This is a genomic window from Nocardiopsis sp. L17-MgMaSL7 (assembly GCF_003182025.1).
GTDB classification, from domain to species: domain Bacteria; phylum Actinomycetota; class Actinomycetes; order Streptosporangiales; family Streptosporangiaceae; genus Nocardiopsis; species Nocardiopsis prasina.
Genome location: NZ_QGTF01000002.1, coordinates 336164 through 361496 on the forward strand (window position 1 = coordinate 336164; position 25333 = coordinate 361496).

At 72.4% G+C, this 25333-nt stretch carries 24 protein-coding genes; 15 read left to right on the plus strand and 9 right to left on the minus strand.

Features of this window, described 5'->3' with window-relative positions; genetic code table 11:
* The first annotated feature begins 6 nt into the window (after positions 1-6).
* From BDW27_RS04170 to BDW27_RS04180, 3 genes are read left to right on the plus strand one after another with little or no spacing between them, the layout of a single operon-like run.
* Entirely contained in the window at positions 7-1527 is a 1521-nt protein-coding gene (locus BDW27_RS04170) for a sugar ABC transporter ATP-binding protein (RefSeq protein ID WP_110048298.1), read from the plus strand.
* Positions 1524-2486, plus strand: a complete 963-nt coding sequence (locus BDW27_RS04175; RefSeq protein WP_199560534.1) for an ABC transporter permease — start codon at positions 1524-1526, stop codon at positions 2484-2486. The genes BDW27_RS04170 and BDW27_RS04175 overlap by 4 nt, the downstream gene beginning before the upstream one ends.
* On the plus strand, positions 2483-3493 hold the full coding sequence (locus tag BDW27_RS04180) for an ABC transporter permease (RefSeq protein WP_233515630.1): 1011 nt from the start codon (positions 2483-2485) through the stop codon (positions 3491-3493). Before BDW27_RS04175 ends, BDW27_RS04180 begins: the two co-directional genes overlap by 4 nt.
* A 49-nt stretch (positions 3494-3542) precedes the next feature.
* Here the strand turns inward: BDW27_RS04180 and BDW27_RS04185 are convergent, their stop codons facing one another.
* Positions 3543-4343: a winged helix-turn-helix domain-containing protein gene (locus BDW27_RS04185; RefSeq protein ID WP_110048300.1), complete on the minus strand. Its 801-nt coding sequence runs from the start codon at positions 4341-4343 to the stop codon at positions 3543-3545.
* A 186-nt stretch (positions 4344-4529) separates the two neighbouring features.
* On the opposite strand from BDW27_RS04185, the gene BDW27_RS04190 reads away from it, so the two are divergent.
* Positions 4530-5378, plus strand: coding sequence for an LLM class F420-dependent oxidoreductase (locus BDW27_RS04190; protein WP_110048301.1), 849 nt, complete (start codon positions 4530-4532; stop codon positions 5376-5378).
* A 71-nt stretch (positions 5379-5449) separates the two neighbouring features.
* Here BDW27_RS04190 and BDW27_RS04195 read toward each other — a convergent pair whose 3' ends face one another.
* The gene (locus BDW27_RS04195; protein ID WP_110048302.1) at positions 5450-7264 is read right to left on the minus strand and encodes a long-chain fatty acid--CoA ligase; all 1815 of its coding nucleotides are present in this window, start codon (positions 7262-7264) and stop codon (positions 5450-5452) included.
* Positions 7265-7531: 267 nt separating this feature from the next.
* Here BDW27_RS04195 and BDW27_RS04200 point away from each other — a divergent pair, with 267 nt between their 5' ends.
* Positions 7532-8746, plus strand: a complete 1215-nt coding sequence (locus BDW27_RS04200; protein WP_110048303.1) for an acyl-CoA dehydrogenase family protein — start codon at positions 7532-7534, stop codon at positions 8744-8746.
* A gap of 55 nt (positions 8747-8801) precedes the next feature.
* The gene (locus tag BDW27_RS04205; RefSeq protein WP_026129400.1) at positions 8802-8999 is read left to right on the plus strand and encodes a hypothetical protein; all 198 of its coding nucleotides are present in this window, start codon (positions 8802-8804) and stop codon (positions 8997-8999) included.
* Between the two features lie 51 nt (positions 9000-9050).
* Here the strand turns inward: BDW27_RS04205 and BDW27_RS04210 are convergent, their stop codons facing one another.
* The 3 genes from BDW27_RS04210 to BDW27_RS04220 form a co-directional block, all read right to left on the minus strand.
* Positions 9051-10100: an aldo/keto reductase gene (locus BDW27_RS04210; RefSeq protein WP_110048304.1), complete on the minus strand. Its 1050-nt coding sequence runs from the start codon at positions 10098-10100 to the stop codon at positions 9051-9053.
* A gap of 43 nt (positions 10101-10143) precedes the next feature.
* Positions 10144-10467, minus strand: a complete 324-nt coding sequence (locus BDW27_RS04215) for a putative quinol monooxygenase (RefSeq protein ID WP_017545306.1) — start codon at positions 10465-10467, stop codon at positions 10144-10146.
* Between the two features lie 191 nt (positions 10468-10658).
* Positions 10659-11165 carry a lumazine-binding domain protein gene (locus BDW27_RS04220; protein ID WP_110048305.1) on the minus strand — a complete coding sequence of 169 codons (507 nt, stop codon included), beginning with the start codon at positions 11163-11165 and terminating at the stop codon, positions 10659-10661.
* A 287-nt stretch (positions 11166-11452) separates the two neighbouring features.
* Between BDW27_RS04220 and BDW27_RS04225 the strand changes: the two genes are divergently transcribed.
* Both BDW27_RS04225 and BDW27_RS04230 read left to right on the plus strand, forming a co-directional pair.
* On the plus strand, positions 11453-13078 hold the full coding sequence (locus tag BDW27_RS04225; protein WP_110048306.1) for a bifunctional aspartate transaminase/aspartate 4-decarboxylase: 1626 nt from the start codon (positions 11453-11455) through the stop codon (positions 13076-13078).
* Between the two features lie 298 nt (positions 13079-13376).
* Entirely contained in the window at positions 13377-14627 is a 1251-nt protein-coding gene (locus BDW27_RS04230; protein ID WP_110048307.1) for a CdaR family transcriptional regulator, read from the plus strand.
* 104 nt (positions 14628-14731) lie between these two features.
* Here BDW27_RS04230 and BDW27_RS04235 read toward each other — a convergent pair whose 3' ends face one another.
* A complete protein-coding gene (locus tag BDW27_RS04235) occupies positions 14732-15697 on the minus strand; it encodes an LLM class F420-dependent oxidoreductase (protein ID WP_110048440.1) in 966 nt (321 codons plus the stop codon).
* Between the two features lie 175 nt (positions 15698-15872).
* Between BDW27_RS04235 and BDW27_RS04240 the strand changes: the two genes are divergently transcribed.
* The 4 genes from BDW27_RS04240 to BDW27_RS04255 all read left to right on the plus strand — a co-directional run bounded on the left by BDW27_RS04240 (position 15873) and on the right by BDW27_RS04255 (position 19077).
* Complete coding sequence (locus tag BDW27_RS04240) at positions 15873-16403, plus strand: YbhB/YbcL family Raf kinase inhibitor-like protein (RefSeq protein WP_110048308.1); 531 nt, start codon at positions 15873-15875, stop codon at positions 16401-16403.
* Positions 16404-16653: 250 nt separating this feature from the next.
* Positions 16654-17712 carry an ATP-grasp domain-containing protein gene (locus BDW27_RS04245; RefSeq protein WP_110048309.1) on the plus strand — a complete coding sequence of 353 codons (1059 nt, stop codon included), beginning with the start codon at positions 16654-16656 and terminating at the stop codon, positions 17710-17712.
* The gene (locus BDW27_RS04250; protein ID WP_110048310.1) at positions 17709-18497 is read left to right on the plus strand and encodes an inositol monophosphatase family protein; all 789 of its coding nucleotides are present in this window, start codon (positions 17709-17711) and stop codon (positions 18495-18497) included. The genes BDW27_RS04245 and BDW27_RS04250 overlap by 4 nt, the downstream gene beginning before the upstream one ends.
* A gap of 124 nt (positions 18498-18621) precedes the next feature.
* Entirely contained in the window at positions 18622-19077 is a 456-nt protein-coding gene (locus tag BDW27_RS04255; RefSeq protein WP_017545298.1) for a DUF1707 domain-containing protein, read from the plus strand.
* A gap of 317 nt (positions 19078-19394) precedes the next feature.
* On the opposite strand, the gene BDW27_RS04260 is transcribed toward BDW27_RS04255, so the two are convergent.
* A complete protein-coding gene (locus tag BDW27_RS04260) occupies positions 19395-19889 on the minus strand; it encodes a DUF3145 domain-containing protein (protein ID WP_040694042.1) in 495 nt (164 codons plus the stop codon).
* A 312-nt stretch (positions 19890-20201) separates the two neighbouring features.
* On the opposite strand from BDW27_RS04260, the gene BDW27_RS04265 reads away from it, so the two are divergent.
* The 3 genes from BDW27_RS04265 (at position 20202) to BDW27_RS04275 (ending at position 23700) form a co-directional block, all read left to right on the plus strand.
* Complete coding sequence (locus BDW27_RS04265) at positions 20202-20801, plus strand: RNA polymerase sigma factor (protein ID WP_110048311.1); 600 nt, start codon at positions 20202-20204, stop codon at positions 20799-20801.
* A 3-nt stretch (positions 20802-20804) separates the two neighbouring features.
* Positions 20805-21224, plus strand: coding sequence for a hypothetical protein (locus BDW27_RS04270; RefSeq protein WP_017545295.1), 420 nt, complete (start codon positions 20805-20807; stop codon positions 21222-21224).
* Positions 21225-21432: 208 nt separating this feature from the next.
* Positions 21433-23700, plus strand: a complete 2268-nt coding sequence (locus BDW27_RS04275) for a CHAT domain-containing protein (protein ID WP_233515631.1) — start codon at positions 21433-21435, stop codon at positions 23698-23700.
* 48 nt (positions 23701-23748) lie between these two features.
* Here the strand turns inward: BDW27_RS04275 and BDW27_RS04280 are convergent, their stop codons facing one another.
* Positions 23749-24402 (minus strand): MBL fold metallo-hydrolase, encoded by a 654-nt coding sequence (locus BDW27_RS04280; protein ID WP_017545293.1) that lies wholly within the window; start codon positions 24400-24402, stop codon positions 23749-23751.
* A 100-nt stretch (positions 24403-24502) separates the two neighbouring features.
* Positions 24503-25327 carry an enoyl-CoA hydratase-related protein gene (locus BDW27_RS04285; protein ID WP_017545292.1) on the minus strand — a complete coding sequence of 275 codons (825 nt, stop codon included), beginning with the start codon at positions 25325-25327 and terminating at the stop codon, positions 24503-24505.
* Positions 25328-25333 lie beyond the last annotated feature (6 nt).

A 25333-nucleotide genomic window follows, 5' to 3' on the forward strand; every position in this document is an offset into this window, starting at 1 on the left:
GGGACGGTGACCGTTCCGGTCCTGGACACCCGCGGGCTGACCAAGCGGTTCCCGGGCGTCCTGGCGTTGGACGGGGTGGACTTCGAGCTGCTTCCCGGCGAGGTGCACGCGCTCGTCGGCGAGAACGGCGCGGGAAAGTCCACCCTGATCAAGGTGCTGACGGGGGTGTACCAGCCCGACGGGGGCGAGCTGCGCCACCACGGGGAGCCCACCCGGTTCGCCACTCCCCTGCACGCCCAACGGGACGGGATCGCCACGATCTACCAGGAGGTCGACCTCCTGCCGCTGCTGAGCGTGGCCCGCAACCTGTACCTGGGGCGCGAGCCGAGGCGGTTCGGGCTGATCGATTTCGCGCGCATGCACCGCGAGGCCGCCCGGACGCTCGGGGTCTACGGCGTGGACGTGGACGTGCGCCGTCCGCTGGGGACCCTGTCCATGGGCGCCCGGCAGATGGTGGCGCTGGCCCGGGCGGTGTCGGCGCGGGCCCGCGTGGTGATCATGGACGAGCCCACGTCGTCGCTGGAGCCGCGCGAGGTGGAGACGCTGTTCGGAGCGATCGAACGCCTCCGCGAGGACGGTGTGGCGGTGGTCTACGTGAGCCACCGCCTGGACGAGCTGTACCGGGTGTGCGACCGGGTGACGGTGCTGCGGGACGGCCGCCTGGTGCACCGGGGCGCGATGGCCGGGTTGGAGCGGCTGCGGCTGGTCTCGCTGATGCTGGGCCGGGACATGGAGCGGGTGCGGAGCGAGGGCGCCACCACGTTCTCCGGCGACCGGGAGGCGTGGTCGGGGACCCCCGCGCTGGAGGCCGAGGGGCTGAGCGCCCGGCACCGGCTGCACGGGGTGTCGTTGACGGTCCGGCCGGGCGAGGTCGTGGGGCTCGGCGGACTGCTGGGGTCGGGGCGCACCGAGACCGCGAAGGCGATCGCGGGCGCGCTGCCGTTGGACGCGGGCCGTGTGTCGGTGGTGGGCGTCCCGTTGCGGACGGGGTCCACGGCTGCGGCCATCCGGGCGGGGGTGAGTCTCCTGCCGGAGGACCGCAAGCACGAGGGCGTCGTGCCGGGCCTGTCGATCCGGGAGAACATCGCGCTCGCGGCCATGCCGGGCCTGAGCCGGTTCGGGCTGGTGTCCGAGCGGGCGATCGACCGGGTGGTGGAGCGGTTCATGGAGCGCCTGCGGATCAAGGCGGTGGGCCCGCACCAGAAGGTGGAGGAGCTGTCCGGCGGCAACCAGCAGAAGGTGCTGCTGGCCCGGTGGCTGGCGCTGAACCCCAGAGTGCTGCTGCTCGACGAGCCCACGCGCGGGATCGACGTGGGCGCCAAGGCGGAGGTGCAGAGGTTGGTGGACGAACTGGCCGAGGAGGGCCTGGGCGTGCTGCTGGTCTCCTCGGACCTGGAGGAACTGGTGGAGGGCGCCGACCGGGTGGTGGTGCTCAGGGACGGAGCGGTGGTGGGTGAGCTGGTCGGTGACGAGGTCACCGAGGACTCCCTGCTGGCCGCGATCGCGCGGGGCGGTGAGGAGCGGTGACCGTCTCCCTGCGCGGGCGCCCCAGGGTGGACCGCGAACAGCTCCTCCTGTGGATGCGGGACTACGGCGTGTACGTGGGCGTGGCTCTGGTCGTGTTGTTCAACGTGGTGTTCACACCGAACTTCCTGTCCTTCGAGAACTTCCGCACGCAGGCCGTGCAGGTCGCCCCGGTGCTGATCGTCGCTCTTGGCATGGCGTTGGTGATCGCGACCGGCGGCATCGACCTCAGCGTGGGTTCGGTGATGGCGCTGTCCGCCGCGATGATCTCGCTGTACCTGGGGTACGGGCCGCTGGTGGCCGTGCTGGTGGCGGTGGGCGTGGGCGCCCTGGCCGGGGCTGCCAACGGTGTGCTGGTGGCCTTCGCGGGTGTGCAGGCGATCATCGTGACCCTGGCGATGATGATCGGCGGGCGGGGGCTGGCCCTGGTGCTGCTCCCGCAGCTGGACGGCGTGCGCAACCCGGACCTGAGGGAACTGGGTTCGGGGTCGTTCCTGGCCGTGCCCTACGTGGTGTGGATCGCCGCTCTGCTCGTGGCGGCGGTGGCGTTCCTGGTGCGCCGGAGCGTGTTCGGCCGACGCCTCGTGGCGGTGGGCGGCAACCGGCGCGCGGCCGAGCTCTCCGGGCTGCCGGTGCGCCGGGTGCTGCTGGGCGTGTACGCGCTGAGCGGCGCGTTGGCGGCGGTGGCCGGGGTCCTGGTGACCGCCCGGTTGCAGGCGGCCGACCCGAACTCGGTGGGCGTGCTGATCGAACTGTCGGCGATCACCGCCGTGGTGGTCGGCGGTACCCCGCTGACCGGCGGGCGGGTGCGGATCGCGGGGACGGTGGCCGGGGCGGTGCTGATGCAGCTGCTCGTGGCCACGCTCATCAAGCACGACCTGCCGCCGTCGTGGACGCAGATGGCGCAGACGGCCGTGATCATCGGCGCCGTCTACCTGGCCCGGGATCGGGGGAGGACATGAGTACCACCGTGAGGGGACCGGGGCCGCGCGCCGGTGGCCGGGGGCCCGCTCCAGGCGTGCCCTGGCGTGAGCTGGCCGCCCGGCACGGCGCACTGGTGGTGCTGTTGCTGGTGGTGGCGGTGGCCGGGGTGAGCCTGGAAGGCTTCCTGGCCCTGGGCAACCTGAACCGGATCGCCGTGAGCGCGTCGTTCCTGGCGATCATCGCGCTCGGCATGACGTTCGTGATCATCACCGGCGGGATCGACCTGTCGGTGGGCACGGTGTTCGCGCTCGGCGGCGTGCTGGCCGCGTGGGCCTCGCAGTACGGGGGCCTGGCGCTGATGGCGGTTCCGCTGGCGGTGTGCGGTCTGATCGGGCTGCTCAACGGGGTGCTGATCGCCCGGGCTCGGCTGGCGCCGTTCATCACGACTTTGGCGACCATGCTCGGCGCGTGGGGGCTGATGCTGTCGGTGTCCGAGGAGGGCAACACCACCTACCTGGTCCCGGACGGGCTGGCGCTCTCGGCGCTGGTGCACGGGAAGCTGTTCGGGGTGCTGGGATACCCGTTCCTGCTCGTGGTGGGGGCCTTCGTGGCCGGCGGCCTGGTGCTGCGCCGGACCACCGTCGGCCAGCACGTGTACGCGGTGGGCGGCAACGAGCGGACCGCCGCGCTGATGGGCGTGCCGGTGGCGCGGACCCGGATCGCCGTGTACACGTTTTCCGGTCTGTGCGCGGGCACGGCGGGGGCGCTGAACGCGGTGTGGCTGGGATCGGGGGTGACGATCTTCGGGATCGGCACCGAACTCCAGGCGATCTCGGCGGTGGTGATCGGCGGCACCCTGCTGACCGGCGGCTACGGGTTCGTCGGCAGCACCCTGGTGGGGGTCCTGCTGCTGGGGGTCATCCAGAACGTCATCAACGCGGTGGGTTCCCTGACCTCGGCGTTCCAGGAGGTGGTCAGCGGTCTGTTCCTGATCATCGTGGTGCTGGTGCAGCGGCACCTGAGCCGGGGGCGCGATCCCGGCTGAGCCGTCCCGTGGGCGTGCGTCCGCCGTTCCGGCTCCCGGGGCGGCGGCGCTACGCCGGGGCCTTCGGCCCGCTGAGATCGTCGTCGAGGAGCCGCAGGTCGCGTTCGGTGACCACCCCGAAGTGGAGGGCCTTGTCGATGAGGACCTGGGACCGCCATCCCTGCCCCTGTCCCCCGCCCTCCAGTTCGACCTTGAACTTGTCCTTGAGCAGGTAGTTGACCTGGGCGTTCACGGCCGCAGTACCGATACCCAGGCGCTGGGCCACCTGGTTCTGGGTCGGTACCGGCGGGGTGAGGCCGCGCAGCCGGGGTTCGCAGAGGGCGACCAGGACGCGGTAGTAGGTGTGCCACCGGTCCATACGGAAGCTGTTGGCCTCGGTGCGCTCCCCGGTGGAGTCCGCCCAGTCGTCCTCGGCGATGTCCGGGGACTCCGGGGAGAGGACGGCGCTGCACGCGGCCGGGGCCATCACCAGGAAGCTGTGCTCCCCCGTCGCTCCCGGGACGCGCACCCGGGAGGTCTCGAAGGGCACCACCATGCCGTGGGTGTTCGGCTGGACCTGCACGTACCCGGCCAACCGCTCCGTGTTCTCCACGATGTAGGACTTGTTGGGGCTCAGGTTGCTGATCCGCCAGTGGTCCCCGTGGGAGGTGATCTCTCCGGCGTGCCGGTGCACGGCCCGGTCTCCGGCTCCGAGCCTCATGTCCACGTCCCGGTCCCGACCGCCGCGCCCGAAGGTCCGGGTCTCCCCCGGGGTCAGGTGGTGGGTGTCCATGGGGGTGTCGCTCTCGTAGTCCTGTTGGACCGTGACGACCAGGTCGAGGTCGTCGGCCGGGAACAGGTGCACGCTCATCTCGCCGTCTCCAGGGGGTCAGAGGAGAAGCGGCCTCCGGGGTGGGGGCCCGCCCCCGCAGGATACGTCGCGGCCCCCGACTGGCGGGGAGAGCGCCGATCCGCGACCTCCGGGCCTCGCCGCCGTAGGTTGGTGGCGGCACCGCCCCACGGGCACGGGGATCACCGAGTTCACCGAGGAGTATCCATGGGTCTGAACGCGACACCGGTCGACCTGGGCAGGTACGGCGTCTGGCTGAGCCACCAGAACCTCGACGAGGACGTCGCCGCCGAGATCGAGCGCCTGGGGTTCGGCGCCGTGTGGCTGGGCGGCTCCGCCCCGGCCGACCTGGAGCCGGTGGCCACGGCCCTGGCGGCGACGTCGCGGCTGGCGGTGGCCACGGGGATCGTCAACATCTGGGCGTCCTCCGCCGAGGAGGTCGCCGACTCCTTCACACGGCTGGAGTCGGCCTACCCGGGACGGTTCCTGCTGGGCATCGGGGCCGGGCACCGGGAGCTCAACGGCCCCGAGGCGGTCCGCCCGCTCCAGGGGATGCGGGACTACCTGGACGTGCTGGACCGCGGCGGCGTACCCGCCGACCGGAGGGTGCTGGCGGCACTGGGCCCGAGGATGCTCGGCCTCAGCGCCGAACGGGCGGCGGGCGCGCACCCGTACCTGGTCACCCCGGCGTACACGCGGTTCGCGCGCGGCGTGCTCGGCGACGGACCGCTGCTGGCCACCGAGCACAAGCTGGTGCTGGGCTCCGACCCCGCACGGACCCGGGAGGAGGCCCGCCGGGGCATGTCGTTCTACCTGGGCATGCGCAACTACGCGGCCAACCTGGAGCGGTTGGGGTACACGGTGCTGGACCTGGCCGACGGCGGCAGTGACGCGCTGATCGACGACCTCGTCGCGCAGGGCGACGCGGACCAGACCGCGGCGGTGCTGCGGGCGCACCTGGACGCCGGGGCCGACCACGTGGTGGTGCAGCCGATCCCCGGGGAGTCCGGCCTGCTCGGCACGCTCGCCCGGCTGGCCCCGGCGCTGACCGCCTGACTCGTTCCGGACCGGGGCCGGCCGGCGCGGGGCCGGCCTCGGCGCGGCCCCGGATCGGACGGGAATCCTGTTCAGTCCCGGTAGAGAGCGGCCAGTTCCTCGGCGTAGCGGTCCTCGACCACGCGGCGGCGGAGCTTGAGGGAGGGGGTCAGCTCACCCGTCCCCGGCCCCCACTCCCCCGACAGCAGTCGGTGGCGCTTGACCTGTTCGGGACGGCTGAGCCGGGTGTTGGCCGCCGCCACCGCGCGTTCGACCTCCGCCACCACCTCCGGGTGGTCGGCCGGAACCGCTCCCCCGGTGTCGACCCCGTGTTCGCGGGCCCACGCCAGCGCCATCTCGGGGTCGAGGACGAGCAGCGCCACCAGGTAGGGGCGGCCGTCGCCGTGCACGAGGGCCTGCCCCACCAGCGGGTGCTCCTTGAGGGTGTTCTCCACCAGGACGGGCGGGACGTTCTTCCCGCCCGAGGTCACGATGATCTCCTTCTTGCGGTCGGTGATCCACAGGAAGCCGTCCTCGTCGATCCGGCCCACGTCCCCTGTGGCGAACCAGCCCTCGTCGTCCGTGGCGGGGCTGACGGAGCCGTCCGGCTGGAGGTAGCCCTCGAAGACCGAGGGTCCGCGCAGGAACACCTCGCCGTCGTCGGCCAGCCGCACCTGGACGCCCTGGACGGGGCGGCCCACGGAGCCGAGCCGGTTTCGGCCGACCTCCGGGGTGTTGAGGGTGGCCACGCCCACGGACTCGGTGAGCCCCCACACGTCCATGACGGCCACGCCCAGGGAGGACCAGAAACGCAGCACGTCCACGGGCATGGGCGCGGAGGCGCTGGAGGCCAGGCGCAGCCGGTCCAGGCCGAGTCGGGCCAGGAGCGGGGTGAGCACGGAGGCGTGCGCGTCCCGGTACCGCTCCTCCAGGTCAGCGGGGACCTCCTCGCCGCGGGCCCGCCGCCCGTGGTAGTCGCTGGCGACCTCGCGTGCGGCGTCGATGACGGCGGTGAACTCCTCGGGCAGGGCGGCGAGGGAGGCCCGCACACCGGTGGCGAGCTTCTCCCACACGCGCGGCACCCCCACGAAGTGCGGAGGTCTGATCTCGGGCAGGGCCCGGGCGAGTGCGGCGGGATCGGCGCACATCCACACGTGCGAGACGCGGACGAGCGGCAGGTAGACGCTGAGCAGCCGTTCCGCGATGTGGGCCAGCGGAAGGTAGCAGACGTGGCTGGGGTGGTCGGGCAGGTCGACGGCGGCGTCGAGGGCGGTGGCCTGGGCGAGGACCTGCCGGTGGGTGATGGCGGCCCCCTTGGGGTCACCGGTGGTGCCGGAGGTGTAGACGACGGTGACCAGGTGGTCGGGTGTGAGGTCGCGCCACCGCTCGAAGGCGCCCGAGGGGGCGGAGCCGGTCAGGCCGTCGTAGGGGGTGTGGCCGCGCCCGGGATCGGGCCGGTCCAGCACCACGAGGGTCTCCAGGGCTGTGCCGGGGTCGTCGAGGAGCTTCTCCCAGTGGGCGGCGACGTCGGGGTCCTCCACCACGGCCAGCCGGGCGCGGCTGTGGCGGCAGACGTAGCCGATCTGTTCGGGGGCGGCGGTGGAGTAGACGGTGGTGGGGACAGCCCCGGCGTGGACCAGGGCGAGGTCGGAGAGCCAGTGTTCGGGCCGGTTTCCCATCATGAGGAGCACGTGGTCGCCGGGCCGGACGCCGAGGGCCGCGTACCCTTCGGCGAGGGCGGACACCGTCTCGCGGGCCTGCTCCCAGGTGAGGGTGGACCAGGTGGTGGCGCCGGGTTCACGCCAGGACAGGGCTGGGAGACCGGGGTGCTCACGCGCGTTGCGCAGGAGGAGTTCGGGGAGAGTGCGGTTCGTGGGATCGTCCTCGGTGCCGGGGGCGGAGGTCATCTGTGCTCCTGGGGGGCAGCTTCCTCTACTTTGTGATCCAGAACACACACGAGCCTAGCATTCCGCCTTTCCTCGGAAAGGGTTTCCCGTGGGCGCTTTCCAGTGAAAGGAGCGGCCCGGACCAGGGGTGATCGGACGACCGCTGACCATCCCGCCCCGACCCCCCGACGCCCCGAATGCTACTCACGGGTAATGTTCACTAGGGTGACCACCGGTAACACCCTGCCGCCCACCCCCGCGTCCCCGCGTGACCCCCAAGGAGCCCCCATGCCCGACTTCTCCCTCCAGCTTCCCGAAGAGATCAGCGACGTCCGGGACTGGGCCCACGGATTCGCCGCCGACGTCATCCGCCCCGCCGCCGCCGAGTGGGACGAGCGGGAGGAGACCCCCTGGCCGATCATCCAGGAGGCCGCCAAGATCGGCCTCTACTCCCTGGACTTCTTCGCCACCCAGGCCTTCGAGGAGAGCGGCCTGGGCATGGCCGTCACCATCGAGGAGCTGTTCTGGGGCGACTCCGGCATCGGCCTGTCCATCATGGGCACCGGCCTGGCCGCCGCCTCGCTGAGCAAGACCGGCACCCCCGAGCAGATCGGCGAGTGGGCCCCGCAGATGTTCGGCACTCCGGACGACGTCAGGCTCGCCGCGTTCTGCGCGTCCGAGCCCGACGCCGGTTCGGACGTCTCCGCCATCCGCACCCGCGCCGTCTACGACCAGGCCAAGGACGAGTGGGTCATCAACGGCGTCAAGACCTGGGCCACCAACGGCGGCATCGCCCACGTGCACGTGGTGATCGCCTCCGTGGAACCCGAACTCGGCTCACGCGGCCAGGCCTCGTTCATCATTCCGCCCAACACCCCCGGCCTGTCCCAGGGCCAGAAGTTCGCCAAGCACGGCATCCGCGCCTCCCACACGGCCGAGGTCGTCCTCGACGACGTCCGCGTCCCCGGCTCCTGCCTCCTGGGCGGGAAGGAGAAACTGGACGAGCGGATCGCCCGGGCCAAGGAGGGCAAGCGCTCCAAGGGCCAGGCCGCCATGAAGACCTTCGAGGCGACCCGGCCCACCGTCGGCGCGATGGCGGTGGGCTGCGCCCGCGCCGCCTACGAGTACGCCCGCGACTACTCCACCCAGCGCGAGCAGTTCGGCAGGCCGATCGGCGACAACCAGGGTGTCGCCTTCCTCCTGGCCGACATGGCCACCCGCATCGACGCCGCCCGTCTGCTGGTGTGGCGGGCCGCGTGGATGGCCCGCAACGGCAAGGACTTCACCAACGCCGAGGGCTCCATGAGCAAGCTCTACGCTTCGGAGACCGCCACCTTCGTCACCCAGAACGCCCTGCGCATCCTCGGCGGCAACGGCTACACCAGGGACTACCCGGTGGAGCGCTGGCACCGCGACGCCTCCATCTTCACCATCTTCGAGGGCGCCAGCGAGATCCAGAGGCTCATCATCGGCCGCACCGTCACCGGCCTGCCGATCCGCTGACACACGGGTGAACCCGCAGGTGAGCGGGGAGACTCAGGGTGAGGAGGTGAGGCCGGTGTTCGCATGGCCCGCACTCGGCGTCCTGATCGGCATCGCCGTACCCGTCGCGATCATCTTCCTGGTGCTGGCGATCTTCAGGATCGTCCAGCGCCAGGCGGAGAAGGCCGTCCGCTCGCCCGACTACTGGGACCAGGTCCCCGGCGGTCGGACCGACGAGGACGAGGACCGGGGCCGCACCGGAGACGACCGGTAGGCCCCGGATCCCCGGCCCCCGTTGGCCTCGGGGCACCGATCCGGTGGGGAGCTACTCCTTGGAGGCGGTGGCGCCCCACCAGATGTTCACGTCGGAGTCGACCGCCCAGCGGTCGATGTCGCGCAGTTCCTCATCGGAGAAGTCCGTGTGGTCCACCGCACGGAGGTTCTGCTCCAGCTGCTCCACGCTCGAGGCGCCGACCAGCGCCGTGGTGACGGTGCGCGGCCCCTGGGCCCGCAGGACCCAGGAGATCGCCATCTGGGCGAGGGTCTGACCGCGCTCGGTGGCGATCTGGTTGAGTGCCCGGGCCCGGCCGAGCACCTCTTCGGTGAGCATGTTCTCCCGCCAGCTGGGCCGCCCCACACCCGCTCGGGAGTCCGAGGGCACCTCACCGCCCAGGTACCGGGAGGTGAGCAGCCCCTGGGCCAGGGGGGAGAAGGCGACCACGCCCATACCCTCGTCCGCCGCGGCCTCCAGCAATCCGTCCTCGACCCACCGGTTGAGCATCGAGTACGAGGGCTGGTGCACGACCAGCGGCGTACCGAGGTCGCGCATGATCGCCGCCGCGCGCCGGGTCAGCGACGGACCGTAGGAGGAGATCCCCGCGTACAGGGCCCGCCCGGACACCACCGCGTGGTGGAGGGCCAGCATGGTCTCCTCCAGCGGTGTGTCCGGGTCCGGCCGGTGGCTGTAGAAGACGTCCACGTAGTCCAGGCCCATCCGGGCCAGCGAGCGGTCCAGCGAGGACAGCAGGTACTTGCGCGAACCGCCCCGCTGGTGCGGCCCCGGCCCCATCACCCACCCGGCCTTGGTGGTGATCACCAGCTCGTCGCGGTAGGGACCGAGGTCCTTCGCCAGGGCGCGGCCGAGGTTGACCTCGGCGCTGCCCGGCGGCGGACCGTAGTTGTTGGCCAGGTCGAAGTGGAAGACACCGAGGTCGAAGGCGCGGCGCAGGATGCGGCGCTGCCCCTCCAGGTCCCGGTCGTCACCGAAGTTCTGCCACAGTCCCAGTGACAGTCTCGGCAGGTTCAGCCCGCTCCTGCCGCAGGTCCGGTACTCCAGAGACTCGTACCGGTCGTCGTCCGCCACGTACGTGCCCAAACTTCCGCTCCCCTTCCGTCCAGCCGATGTGCCCGTGCCGACGCTACTCGTCGATGGTCAGCTCGCCCATCCGGTCCCAGCCCTCGCCGTCGACCACACGGCTGACGATCAGCGGGGTCTCCTTCAGCAGCGGCTTCATCGAGGCCAGCCCGGCACGGAAGTGGTCGCTGTTGACGTGGGCCTCGGCGGCACCGTCCTTGAACGCCTCGACGAGCACGAACTCGTCGTCGCGCTCGACGCTGCGGGACCACTCGAACCACAGGTTGCCGGGCTCGGCGCGGGTGGCCGCGGTGAAGTCGGCGACCGCGTCGAGGAAGCCGTCCACGGCCTCCGGCTTGGTCCGGAACTTGACGACGATCAGGATCATCCCGCATCTCCTTCGATGTGTGCCACGGGGCGCGCGGTCGTGCCTCGCCCCTTGGTCGACCACTCTCCCAGAGCCAGGAGGGTCGGGGCTCGACGGCCCGGGCACAAGGGGTGTTCGTCCCCTCACCCGGGACCGTGGCCGGCGCCGCACGGCGTCAGGGCGTCGGGGCGGCGGGGCGGCGCCGAAGCGCCCTAGGCTCCGCCGAGGGTGGTACCGGGCAGGCGGGTGGCGCGCCACTCGCCGTCCGAGTCCTCACGCACCTCCAGGGAGCCGAGGGTCTCCTCGGCGTGGACCATCTCGACGCTGGCGACGAGGGTGTCCCCGTTCAGGTCGGTGCTCACGGTGACCTCGCCGACCTCGATGCCGTCCGCATCGGGCAGTCCGGCGGCGTAGGCGGGAAAGGCCTCCACGCAGTCCTGTCCGTCATCTCCCTGGCCGATGATCGCCGCCTGGGCGCTCTCGTCAGCGAAGGTGCAGGCCAGCTCCCCGTCGTCGACCGCGAGCGCGGCCACGAACCCCTCCGCCACGGTGCGGGCGGCATCGGTGGCCTCGGCGGTGTCCTCCTCGCTGGGTTCGGAACCGCCCTGGGCGTCCGCCGCTTCCTCGACGGCCTCTTCCTCGGGGGCCTCGTCCCCTCCCGAACAGGCGGTGAGCGCGAGGAACAGGGGCAGGGCAGCACACATCAGGGTGCGTCGCATGGGGGGTCGCCTTCCGTGGACGGACTGGGGGACGGCCGACGGCGGGTGCGGCGGGGGTGGGCGCCGTCGGTGTTTCCGGGACGCACCATTGTTACCGCATTCACCCGATCGATGACTACGTGTGCCCGCCATTCGCTCCCTGGCACACCCCTGACCAGGCAAAGCATGGGTCCGGGTTCGGTTCGGCTTGACCCGGCCCGGGGCACCCCTCCGGCGCGCACTCCGCGAACACGCGCGCACTCCGCGAACACGCGCGTTCAGACCGGGCGACCTACCGGAAGGGTCCGATGACCGACCTCGACGACGACCGCGAGGCCCAACGCGAGCTGGAGGGCCTGAGCCCCTTCGAACTCAGGGGGCACCTGATGGACCTGGCGGGGGACTCCTCGCACAAGAGCGCCCACGCCATGCTCAACGCCGGACGCGGGAACCCGAACTGGACCGCCGCCCCTCCCCGTGAGGCGTTCTTCCTGCTCGGCCGGTTCGCCGTCCTGGAGTCCCGCCGTACCTGGAACGAGTGGCCCGCCGTCGCGGGGATGCCCGCCGCCGAGGGCGTCGGCGAGCGCTTCTTCCTGTTCCTCGACCAGAACGCGGGCGAGCCGGGCGCCGACCTGCTCCGCCGCGTCCTCAACCGGCTGGAACCGCACCGCCGAGACGAGGTCCTGCACGAACTGGTCGACGGCGTCATCGGTGACAACTACCCCGTGCCCGCGCGCATCCTGCCGTTCGTGGCCGAGTCGGTGCACGAGTACGTGGTCCGGGCGATGGGCGACCGCGCCCCCGAGACCCCCTACGACCTGTTCGCGGTCGAGGGCGGCACCGCCGCCATGTGCTGTGTCTTCGACTCCCTCCAGGCCAACCGCGTCCTGCGCCGGGGCGACCGGATCGCGCTGATGACACCGATCTTCACCCCCTACCTGGAGATCCCCCGCCTGGACCGCTACGACTTCGACGTCGTGGAGGTCAGCGCCTCGCGGGGCACCGAGAGCGACTTCCATACCTGGGACTACGACGACGCCGAGCTGGAGAAGCTGGCCGACCCGTCGGTGCGCCTGGTGTGCCTGGTCAACCCGAGCAACCCGCCCTCGGTGGCGTTGTCCGAGCACTCCCTGGAACGCGTCCGCCACATCGTGGAGCGGCGCAACCGCGACCTCGTGATCGTCACGGACGACGTGTACGGCACGTTCGTGCGCGGCTTCACCTCGCTGATGGAGGTGTGCCCGCGCAACACCCTCGGCGTGTACTCGTTCTCGAAGTACTTCGGTGCGACCGGCTGGCGCCTGGGAGTGGTGGCCCTCCAGCCCGACAACGTCGTGGACGATCTGATCGCCCGCCTGGACGGGGAGGACGCCGAGGCGGTCCGGCGGCGCTACGCCTCGTTGTCGCTGGACGTGCCGGGGATGCGGTTCATCGACCGCATGGTGGCCGACAGCCGGTCCGTGGCGCTGAATCACACCGCCGGGCTGTCCACGCCCCAGCAGGTGCAGATGGCGCTGTTCGCCCTCTTCTCGCTCACCCACGCCGACGAGGAGTACCACGCACCGGTCATGAGCGTGCTGGACCGGCGGCTCGCCGCGCTGTCCGAAGGGTTGGGCGTGCCCCTGCCCACCGACACCCGTCGCGCGGGCTACTACGTCGAACTCGACCTGATGTCCTGGGCCGAACGCCACTGGGGCGCCGAGTTCGCCGAGTGGACGCGCGCGAACTACGAACCGGTGGACCCGGTCCTGCGCCTGGCCCGGGAGGACGGCGTGGTGCTGCTCAACGGCGGCGGCTTCGACGGCCCGGAGTGGTCCGTGCGGATCAGCCTCGCCAACCTCGACCACGAGGCCTACAAGCGGATCGGGCGCGTCCTCAGGGAGATCGGCGAGGAGTACCACCGGAGGTACACCGAGGCCACCGAGCGCCCCTGAGACCGACCCGAGAGGAGGGGACTGGTTCCACCAAGGGAGCCGGTCCCGGAGAAGGGCCGACCCGTACGCAAGCGCATCGGCCCGCGCAGGAGCGGACCGACTTCCTTGGGAGGCGGGCGTTTCCAGCGAGCGAGACGGGGGCTTGTCCCCCGGGGCGGCCTCTGGTGATATGGAGGAGGGTGACCGGCATCACGGTATCCACTGGCGCACAGAGCACGCGCGGGCGTGCCACCAGCGGTTCGGCGGGCGCACGGGCGCACGCGGAGCCGCGCCGCCGTGCGTCCGCGCCGGAGGTGACATGTCGTACCGACTACGGGACGGTGCCCGCGGCGCCCTCGTCGCGGAGCTTCCCCCGGCCCTGGGGGCCAGGCTCCGCCCCCTGGTGCCGCACCTGACCGAGGAGGCCGTGGAGGCCATCCGGCGCCGGGCCGAGGCCCATGCCCAGGAGTTGGAGCCCGCGCACGTGGAGTCGGTCCGCGCGGTGATCGGGGCCGCCGTGCACACCTTCCTGGACCGGATCGAGGACGGCGCGGGGGCCACCGGCGACGGAGACGGCGAGGCCGCCCCCGGCGTCGAGCACACCGGCGCGATCGAGCGGACCTTCCGCGCGTTCGGGGCGGGTGAGGCCCGGCAGGGACGCGGCCTGGAGTGCCTGCACACCGGCATGCGCACGTCGGCAGCGGTGGCGTGGCGTCGGTTGGCCGAGGCCGACTCGATCGACCGGGACCAGATGGCCGCGCTCGGCGAGGCGCTCTTCGCGTTCCAGGAGGAGATCTCCTCGGCCGCGGCGGAGGGGCACGCCCAGGTGCGGGGCGCCGGGGTGGAGGCGCTGCGACGACGCCGCTCCCGGCTGCTGGAAGTGCTGCTGGCCGAGTCCGGGACGGAGCCGGAGGCGCGAACGGTGTCCGCCCTGGCGCGGGCGGCGCGGTGGCGCGTGCCCGAGCGGGTGGCCGTGGCACTGCTCGACCAGGAGGGGTCGGCGAGTGCCCCGGTGCTGCCCTCGGACGTGCTGGTGGACCTGGACCGCCTGGAGCCGTGCGCGCTGGTGCCCGACCCGGAGGGCCCGGGCAGGCTGAGGTCGCTGGAGCGGTCGATGCGGGGCTGCCGCGCGGTGCTCGGTCCGGCTGTGCCCCTGGACGAGGCCCCGGCTTCCCTGTCGCGGGCACGGGAGCTGGCCGAGCTGGCGCGGGCCGGGGTGGTGTCGGGGCAGGGCGTGCTGCGGTGGAGCGACCACCTGCCGGAACTGCTGCTGTCGCGGGACACGGCGCTGGTCGCGGAGCTGGCCCGGGTGCGGTTGGCGCCGCTGTCGGCGATGCGGGAGCAGCAGCGGGAGCGGATGGCCGACACCCTGCTGGCGTGGTTGGAGTCGGGGTTCAACGCCAACGGGGCGGCGGAACGGTTGCGTATCCATCCGCAGACCGTGCGGTACCGGATGCGGCAGCTGGAGGAGCTGTTCGGTCCCGGTCTGCGGGATCCGGGGGCGCGCTTCGAGTTGGAGCTGGTGCTGCGGGCCCGCAGGCTGCTGGGCCCGCTGGACCGGGACCGATGACATACCGAACAGTCGGGATGTTCCCTGCGCGATGGTGCGCGGGGAACATCCCGAGGAGCCCCCTCCAGGCCCGCCAGCGGACCCGCCCGGGACCGCGGGCCGGGTCAGCCCCGGGGAGCCAGGGCCCTGACCACCGCGGCCGGATCCGTGCCGGGCGGGCCGATCGGGGCGATCACCGGAGTGTCCACGCCCGCCTCGACGTAGGCGCCGATCCGCTCACGGCAGTACCCGGCCGGTCCGTGCACGACGAGTTCGTCCACCACGGAGTCCGGAATCGCGGCGAGCGCGCCCTTGCGGTCCCCCTCCTCCCACGCCTTCCACATGGGACCGAGTTCCTCTCGACCCAGCCACTCGTGGAAGGCCCGGTAGACGGGGACGTTCAGGTAGGCCGAGATCGCCCACCGGCCGATCCCCCGCGCGGTGTCGGCGTCGGTGTCGGGCACGGCGAAGATCCGCGCCACGATCTCCTTGTCGTCACCGAACTCCCGCACGATCGGAGCGACCGTCCGCACGTCCTCGGCGGACAGCCAGTTGAGGATGGCGCCGTCGGCCTCCCGCCCGGCCAGACGCAGCATGCCCGGGCGCAGCGCGGCCACCAGGACGGGCGGCACCCGCTCCGGGACGGCGCCGAGCGTGAACCCGCGCACCGAGAAGGTGTCGTAGTCGGCCCTGACCTTCTCGCCGGTCAGCGCCTGGCGCAGGAAGCGCACGGTGTCGCGGACCCTCTTGTAGGGCTCCTCGAAGGGGAGGGAGTTCCAGCGCTCCACGATCACGTTCGAGGAGGTGCCCACCCCCAACACGAACCGGCCGGGTGCGGCGGCGGCCATGGTGGCGGCGCTCATGGCCAGGGTGGCGGGGCCGCGCGTGTAGACGGGCACGATCGCGGTGCCCAGTCGCAGTCTCGGCGCCCACACACTGGCCAGGGCCAGCGGGGTGAACGCGTCGGTGCCGTTGGCCTCGGATGACCACGCGTCGGTGTAGCCGAGGTCGGGCAGGGACTCGAACAGTGCGCGCTGGCCGGTCAGGGGGACGCCCTCGAAGGGAACGGTGATGCCCCAGCGTTCGGTCATGGTGGCTCCATGGGTCGGTGGGCGGACCGAACCGGGTTCGGTCCGGTGTGGCACGACCGTACCCCCGCCGAGGTCCGCGCAGAAGACCGCACCCCGCCCGTCGGGGCGTATGTTCGGTGCAGGGCCCGCCAGCGGGCCGGAACGGACGACCCCGAGAACGAAGGAGGCCATCCCCGTGGCCAAGCCACCCTCTCCCTACGACTTCCTGCCCGACGTCGACGCGTTCACCGTCACCAGCGACGACGTCAGGGACGGCCAGGGCCTGCCCCGGGCGCAGGTCAGCGGGATCATGGGTGCCGGGGGCGAGGACGTCTCCCCGCACCTGTCCTGGAGCGGGTTCCCCGAGGGGACCCGGAGCTTCGCCGTGACCTGCTTCGACCCGGACGCTCCCACTGCCAGCGGGTTCTGGCACTGGTCGGTCTGCGACATCCCCGTCGACGTGACCGAGTTGGCGGCTGACGCGGGCAACGGTTCCGGTCTGCCGGAACAGGCGATCACCCTGCGCAACGACGCCGGGAGCCACCGCTACATCGGTGCGGCCCCGCCCGCCGGGCACGGCCCCCACCGGTACATGTTCGTGGTGCACGCCGTGGACGTCCCGAGCCTGGGCATCGACGCCTCCGCGAGCCCGGCGTTCCTCGGCTTCAACCTGTTCTCGCACGCGATCGGCCGCGCGGTCGTCACGCCCACGTACGAGCAGGGCTAGGGGGTCTCGACCCCCGCCGCCGGAGGGCGGGTGACGCACCGAGCGCGTCACCCGCCCTCTGCCCTTCCTCCCGGGGCCGGTGAGTACACGCGCGAGAGGCCCGTTCGGTTGTCCCGGCAACCGCATCCGGCCAATCCCGAGCCGCGGGGGCACTCCCCCGTTTAGGCTCGGGCCATCCCCTCGGCCCACTCGAATCTCGCTCGGAAGGGTTCAGCCGGTGCCACAGCAGACTTCGAGGAAACCGACCGTCGTGGTGACGACGGCGGGCTCCGCCCCCACACCCGGAACCATCCTGCGCCTGCGTGAGAACGGTTTCCGGGTGGTGGCCACCGACCTGGACCCGGCCGCTCCGGGCCTGTACCTCGCCGACCGCGGCTGCCTGGTACCGCCGGGCGACAGCGAGGCCTTCCTGCCCCGGATGCGTTCCCTGTGCGCCGAGGAGGACGCCGCCGCCGTGGTGCCGCTGGTGGACGAGGAACTGGTCCGGGTGACCGACCTGGCCAAGGACGGGGTGGCGGTCCTGCTGCCCCGTCTGGAGTTCGTCAGCACCTGCCTGGACAAGTACGCCCTCATGCGGCAGTTGGAGGACGCCGGGATCGGTGTGCCCCGCACCTGGCTCGCCTCGGAGTGGCCCACCGACGCCGCAGACAGGTCGCCGGGCGGGCTGATCGTCAAACCCCGCAGCGGTCGGGGCAGCCGGGGTGTGATGGTGGTCGACTCGGCCCGCGACATGGCCCGAGCGGTCTCGGAGAGCGGTTACGCGGCCGACGACCTGATCGTCCAGGAACGCGTCACCGGCCCCGAGTACACGGTGTCCGTCGTGGTGTGGCGGGACGGCGACGTACAGGCCGTGGTGCCCAAGGAGGTCCTCCTCAAGCAGGGGGTCACCAAGTACGCGGTCACGCGGCGCCACCCGGAGGTCGTCCGCACCTGCCGGGCGGTCCAGAACGCCCTGCGCGCGGACGGACCGTTCAACGTCCAGCTGTGCCTGGACGACCGGGGTCGGCCCCGGGTCTTCGAGATCAATCCCCGTTTCTCCTCCACGGCGGCGCTCACCGTGGCCGCCGGGGTCGACGAGATCACCGGTCTGCTCCGCCAGGCCGTGTGCGACGGCCCCCGACTCACCGACGAATGGCGTGAGGGTGTGGCCATGGTGCGGCGCTGGACCGACGAGTTCATGTCCGAGGAGCGGTTCGCCTCCCACGGGATCTCCCCCGCACCCACCCCGACCACCAGCGGCGGGGGATTCTCCCTGCCCGGCGCGGTGGGCACCGGAGAGCGGCCCGCCACCTTTCCCGCGGCCCGATGAGCCCTCAGCACGCGCTGTTCGAGGCGATGGCGAACGCGGTGGTGGAGGTCGGCGGGCTGCTGCGCGCGTGGCGTTCGGACCCGACGGCGCGCGACGGTGTGTGGGAGGGGAGCCAGTTCAAGGCCGAGGCCGACGCCAGGGCGCACCGGGCGCTCTCCCGGAGACTCACCAGCATCGACGCCAGCATCCCTGTGGTGAGCGAGGAGGACCCGGACTCGCTGACCCGGGAGCGCCCGCCCCGGTACTGGCTGATCGACCCCATCGACGGCACCGCCAGCTACGCGCACGGGTTCGCCGGGTACGTGACCCAGGCCGCGCTGGTTGTCGGGGAACGCCCCGAGGTGGCGGCGGTCTTCGCCCCCGAGAGGGAAACCCTCTACACGGCCGTGCGCGGGCGGGGCGCCTGGCGCGACGGCCGGGCGCTGCCACAGCAGCAGCCCGCCCCTCCCGGTCAGGGGGCGCTCACCGACAACACCCCGGCCCCCTCGGGCATCGCCCGAAGCGTGTACGACCACTTCGGCTACGACGGCTACCTGGAGAGCGGGAGTATCTCGCTGAAGCTCTGCCGGATCGCCGAGGGCGACGCCCAGCTGTTCGTGAAGGACGTCCCGGTCCGTGACTGGGACGTGGCCGCGCCCGGTCTGGTACTGGCCGAGACGGGGGGTCTGCTGACCCGCCTGGACGGCTCCGGGTTCACCTACCAGGGGGCCTTCGAGCACACCGGGCTGGTGGGTGCCGCGGATCCGTCCACGTGTCGCACGGTGTCCCGTTGGTTAGCGCTCTGACCTGCGGCGAAACCACTCCTTCAGGGGTGGTTCGCAAGCCGTCCGAACTGGTGACCCGGGGCCCTTTCGCGCGCCGTACACGGCGCGTATCGTGTGGGAACCAACGCGCCTTTGGGGGTGGGAAGTGGAGGCCCAACGTCTGCCGCTGAACCAGATGCGCGCCTCGGACACCGAGCGGGACCTGACGGTCGACCGCCTCGCGGTGGCGTTCTCCGAGGGCCGTCTGGACCACGAGGAGTACGAGCGCCGTGTCGGTGCAGCCCTGTGCTCGGTCATGGTCGGTGAGCTGCGTTCGCTCACCGCGGACCTCCCCGAACCCGAACTCCCGGTACCGCAGCCCAGGTTCCACCGCGAGTCGCGTCCCTCCCCCGAACCGGCCGGTGTGCTGGTGCCGTGGGAGGAGTGGGGCGAGGAGTGGCGCTGGTGGCTGGGCGTGGCGGGGGCGCTGACCGGCGTCTGGGGTGTGGCGAGCCTGCTCGGCGGCGAGCTGGTTCCGTACTGGCCTCTGGTTCCCCTGGGGATCTGGGCCGCGGTCCTGCTGGCCTCCGCGATCTGGCCCAGCGAGGAGACCCCGCCCTGACCCGACCCGCGCGGTCACGGCCCCGGGGAGACCCCTCGGGGCCGGAGCGGCCCGGGCACACGGTGAGTCCCCGGGGGGCCGTTCAAGTACCAGCCGCCAGTCCTCGGGACCGGCATGAGCTCCCGGAGCGCCCACTCGGTAACCGGCGACGGCCCCTCGGGGAGCAGGACCGGGGCACGGCGCGGACGTGCGCGAGCAGGGCACGGGGTTGTCCACAGGCCTGCGTCGTCTGACTGGTGATGTCTCGGGCCGGAGGGCGATACTCGACATATCGGGGGACTCGCGCCTTCGCCCGCATGGTGCTGCCCGGAGAGGGGTCAGCCCACGGCGTGCAGCCAGCGCACGGGGGCGCCGTCACCCGCGTAACGGAAGGGTTCGAGTTCCTCGTCCCAGGCGCGGCCGGTGAGCCGGTCGAGTTCGGCCGCGAGCTCGGTGCCCTCGGCGGCCGCGGTGGCCATGGCGGCGCGCAGTCTGCCCTCGGGAACGAGTACCTCACCGGCGGCGCTCGTGACGGCGGTGAACACCCCGAGGGATGGCGTGTAGCTGTAGCGCATGCCGTCGCAGCCGGGCGACCCCTCCTCGGTCACCTCGAAACGCAGGCGCTGCCATTCGTTGAGCGCGGAGGCCATCGCCGCCGAGGTCCCCGGCTTCCCCTGCCAGTTGAGCTCGGCACGGTGATGGCCGGGGGCCGCCGGCTGGGCGGCCCAGTCGAGTTTGACGGGTACTCCAACAACGCCCGCGACCGCCCACTCGACATGTGGGCACAGCGCCGCGGGCGCGGAGTGGACGTACAAGACGCCACGTGCGGACACCGAACCTCCTGATACGAACGAGTGCGCTTCCCCGACGCCCTCGTACTCGAGAAGGTTGCTTACCCGCCTGAATGCCTTTTGCCCCATTGTGCCCCAATGGCACCCTGAGAACCATCTCGCACGCTGGTATTTTCCAGCGTTCCCACCGCGCCCGCGGCACCCAGTGATTAGCGTGTGCCCCAGGCGGCGACAGGGAGTCCGATCATAGTGGGGGCGGATGTGCCAGACCAGACTCGAGAGGGCATCCACTCTCCGGAAACCCACGACAGAAACGCCCATCCGCACTGTTCAGGGTATGTTTCTACCACTTCCTTGCCGGTTCCGGCCACATCCGGCCCCGCCCCGGCGCCCCCTCCCGAGGCGGTCGAGCCCAACGACGCCGAACTCGTACTGGGCGCCTGTCACGGAAGGGCGGACGCCTGGGAGGCCATCGTGGACCGCCACCTCGCCATGGTGAACGCCATCGCCAGGTCCTACCGGCTCCCCCAGCAGGACCGCGAGGACGCCGTCCAGACGGTCTGGCTCCGCCTCAACCAGCACCTGCCCCGCCTCCACTCCCCGCACCGGCTCGCCTCCTGGCTGCGCCGGGCCACACACACGGCCTGTGACCGCCAACGGCTGCACCAGCGGCGCTTCGTCCCCACGGACCCCGTGGACATGGACGGGTACGCCCACGACCAGGACGACCCCGAGCTCCGGTACCTGCGCGACGAACGGAACGCCGCTCTCCACCGCGCCGTCGACGGCCTCACCGACCCGGTGGACCGCCGGGTAGCGCGGCTCTACCTGGACGACTCCCCCGACGCCGGACCGATCTCCCACCGGACCACTCCGAACCAGCGGCGGCACCTGATCCGTCAGCTTCGCCGTTCCCTTCGAGCGAACACTGATCCGAGTGAAAGGCGTGCGTGAACCGTGCGGAACGATCCAGACCCCACTCAGGACCGAGCCGGTCGGGCCGCCGCGCTGGCCGCCTTCGACCGCTCGTTCGACGGTGCCAGGATGGCCAGAACCGTCAGTGACACGGCCCCGTCCCCCACGCGACCACTCCAACGCGACGAGCAGGGAACCGCTCCGAGCGTTCTGAGCTTCGACCTGGACGGCGTCCACCTGGACCTCCAGGTACGCGCCCGCGGCGACCAGCGCCTCCTGTCCGGCCTGGTCAGCGGCGAGTTCGACCACGTGGACGTGCGCCTGCGGCGCCTGGACGGCACACTCCTCCTGTTCGTCGGACTCGACGGCCGCTTCGACACCTCCGTGCCCTCCGGGCCGCTCTGCCTGGTCGTGGAACGACCCGACCACCCTGCGACCGTCACGGACTGGTTCACCGTCTGAGACCCGCCCGGGAGACGGGAAACGGATACGACCCGAACCCGGTTTTCTCCGTGCGCCAACTCACCTCCACGTGTCTGGCTTCGCCCCGGTTCGCCCCACCCCGCCACCGATCGGTTGTCCACAGGTTGACGCGGGCCACTCCCGCCTGGACGGACGCGCTGCTATCACTGGAGTTGATCGGCCCCCTGGCGAAAGAAGGCTGCCGGACGTGCTCCCCAGCGCAACGCCCGCCCGCTCGACCACAAGCCCTCCCCCGGACGACCCACCGTTCCTGGCCACCGGACGCGCACTGTTGGCGCAGGTCACCCAGGGCGTGCGGTTGGCGCAGACCGGACGCTTCGATCAGACCGTGGTGCTCCTCGACGACAGCAGAAGGCGCCTGCGCGGCCACCCCGTCTCCGAGCTCGACCCCGTGCTGCCCGGGGTACTGACGGACCTCGGGCTGGCCCAGACCATGTGCGGACGGTTCGGCCCGGCCGCGGACCACCTCAACGAGGCGCTCTCCCTGGCCGACGAGCGCCGCCTCCCCCTGCTCGGGCTGGTGGCGCGGCACAACCTGGGCTGCCTGGACCTGTACCGGGGTGACACCGCCGCCGCCCTGACCACCTTCCACGAACTCACCCACCAGATGCCCGACGACCGCCAGGACCCGCTGCGTGTGGACCTGGCCGAGGCCCTGCTCGCGGTGGGGCTGGTGGAGGAGGCCGGGCGCGTCCTCGCGGAGGCCCCGTGGCGGGCCGACGAGGACGACACCGCGCGCGTACTGGTGGAGGCCAAGCTCCGCCTGTTGGAGGGCGACCGCTCGGGTGCGCTCCACCTCACCCGGAAGGTGCGCGCGGGCCTCGGGCCGGGCTCGCTCTGGCACCGTCTGGCCGGGCGGCTGGAGGGGGTGGCGGAGGCCGCCACCCGGAGCCCGGCACCGGCCAGGAGGGCCCGGGACCTCCTGGAACTCCGCGTGCCCGCCGTGGCGCAACCCTTCGCCGACGGGCCCGCCGGTTGCACCGGTGACTCAGGTGGAGTGGCTGGCACAGGTGTCGCAGGTGGAGCGGAGGGCGCGGGTGCCGCAGGTGTCGCAGATCGCGCAGGTGTCGCGGGTGGCGGAGGGGACGGATTCCGGAACGCGTGGGACGTCGCCGGGAGGCGGGGAACGCTCACGGACGCGCGTCGGGCGCTGGACCGTCTCGCTGAGCGCGGCGCCCCGGCGCCCGGACCCTGGTTGGGGAGCGCCGACCGCGACCCCCACGTGATCCGGGCCGGGTTGGAGAGCTCCCTGCTCGCCGGTGACCCCGCGACCGCCCTGGAGTGGGCGGAGATGAGCCATACCTGGGCCGACGGACTGGCACCGGCACCGGACACCGCCGCCGCTCCCAGGATGGCGGACCCGACCGGCCGCTACCGTCTGGCCCTGGGACGCGGCGCCGGCCCCGAGGCCCACCACCACGCGCGGCGCTGGGAGTCGGCTCACTGGCGGGCGCCGCGGACAGAGGACGGCGGAGCACGCCAGCACCGGCTCCCGGTGCTGGAAGCGCTGATGGAACGCCTGGGCGGCCGGGCGTTCGTCCACTACGCGGTGGCGGGCTCCGAGGCCGTGGCACTGGTAGCGGTCGCCGGGCAGGTGCACGCACGGGAGCTCGGCCCCCTCGTGCGGATCCGCCGGGCGCTCGGCAGGTTCGTCCACGAGCGGAACGTGCCGCTTCCCCACGCGCGCTCCGCGGCGCGCACAGGCCCGCTCCGACTCCCCGGCCCGCCCGGAAACGCCGCGCGGTCGTCCCCGGCGGACCTGGTCTCCTCGACCCTGCTCGGCCCGATCCTGCCCGTGGTCGGAGACCGGCCCCTGGTGGTGACGGCCGCGCCGTACCTGGGCGACCTGCCCTGGGGGCAACTCCCGGCCCTGCGCGGACGGCCGTTGCGCCTGGTGTCCACGGCGAGGTCGTGGGCCGAACGGCCAGCCACGAGGCCCAGTCGGGACAGAGTCCTGCTGGTGTGCGGGCCCGAGCCCCGCATGGCCCGGCTGGAGGTGGGCGCCCTGGCCGGGGTCCACCCGGGCGCGCGGGTCCTGGTGCGCGCTGGCCAGGCACGGGTCCTGGACGCCCTCGCCCAGTGCGACCTCGCCCATCTGGCCGGGCACGGGAGCGTCGGCGACCGGACACCCATGCTCGGCCGATTCGACCTGCACGACGGGCCGCTGCTCGCCTGCGACCTCGCGGCGCTCCCCGCCGCCCCGGCGCTGGCCGTCCTGTCCAGCTGCTGGGGAGGGCACGGGTTCGGCGGCGCACCCGGGCGTTCCGGCGGCTTCGTGGGCGCGCTGCTGGCCCGGGGCACGCGCACGGTGGTGGCCAGCCCGGTGCCGGTGGACGACGAGCGGACGGGGGTGGCCATGCGTGCCTTCCACCGGGCGCTCACCGACGGCACCGAGGTGTCCGAGGCCGTGGCGGAGCACCTCGGCCACCTCGGATTCTGCTGCTACGGGGCCTGAGGGCCCGGGGCGCGGCGGTCCTTGATCACCGCCGCGCCCCGCGGGTTCCTACCAACCCCGCTCGCGCCACTCCGCGAGGTGCGGACGCTCAGCGCCCAGGGTGGTGTCCCCGCCGTGCCCGGGGTAGACCCAGGTGTCGTCGCCCAGCGCGCCGAAGAGCCGCTCCGACACGTCACCGAACAGCGTCTGGAAGTCCGCGTCGGACCAGGTCTTGCCGACCCCGCCCGGGAAGAGGCTGTCGCCGGTGAACAGGTGGGTGTGGCCTTCGGGGTCGTCGTAGCGCAGGGCGATCGACCCGGGCGTGTGGCCGCGCAGGTGGATGACGGTGAGTGCGCTGTCCCCGACCGGGACGGTGCCGCCGTGTGCGACGGGCTCGTCCACGGACACCGGCAGTTCGTCGGCGTCGTCGGGGTGGGCGACCGTGCGGGCACCGGTCTGGCCGACGACCTCGGCCAGGGCCTGCCAGTGGTCCTGGTGGCGGTGGGTGGTGACCACTCGGGTCAGCCCGTCCTCACCGATCAGCTCCAGGATTCGGTCGGGTTCGGCCGCCGCGTCGATGAGGACCGCCTCGCCCGTGCTCCGGCAGCGGAGGAGGTAGGCGTTGTTGTCCATCGGGCCCACGGCCAGCTTGGTGATCGTCAGATGCGGTAGTTGGCGCAGGTCGGCGGGGCCGCCGACCTTGGTATCTCCGGAGTAGCTCACACGACCATTGTGGCCTGTCGTGGGGAGCGTACGAACCCGGGTGGGACACCCGGTGATCCGGGTGTCCCACCTCCGCGCCCATGCGTGCTCCGCGACGGTGTCACCTGGCCCAGCGTGGCGGGCGCTTCTCGAAGAAGGACGCCCTGCCCTCCGCCGCGTCCTCCCCGGCGAAGAACTCGGCGGACAGCTCACCCATGCGGGTGAACACCTCCGTGCGGCGGTCCGGGGCGGCCTGGGCCCCGCCGCCGAGTTCTCCCAGGAGTTCCTTGGTGCGGGAGAGCGCGCGCGGGGCGGAGCCGCGCAGGCCCTGGAGGACGGCGTCCACCGCCTGCTCCATGTCGCGGTCGGAGACGGCCTGTGTGATGAGCCCCGCCCTCGCCGCGTCGGAGGCGTCGAAGAGTTCTCCGGTGAGGAAGTAGCGGCTGAGCTGCCGCGAGTGCATGCGCGCCGAGACCGGGACGGAGATGATCGCCGGGACCACACCGATCCGCACCTCGGTGAAGGCGAAGGTGGCGCTCTTGGGCGCGAGTGCGATGTCGGCGGCGGCGACCAGGCCGATACCGCCCGCGCGCGCGGCGCCGTTGAGGACCGCGATCACCGGTTTGGGCCCGCCCATGATCTGCTCGAAGATCTCCGGGAGCTCCGGTGCGGGCTCGACCGGGGTTCCCTGGAGTGCGGCGCCGACCTCCTTGAGGTCCGCACCCGCGCAGAACACGGGACCGCTGCCAGTGAGGACGACGCCCCGGACCTCGTCGTCGGCCATGGCAGCGGAGAGCGCCGAGGAGAGCTGGGTGCGCAGCCGAGCGGACAGCGCGTTGCGGTTGCGTGGGGAGTCGAGGGTGATGGTGGCGATGGCACGGTCGACACTCGACCGCACGAGGGGGGCGTCGTCCGAGGGGTTCGGGGGCGTCGGGTGCTGCGTCATCGCAGG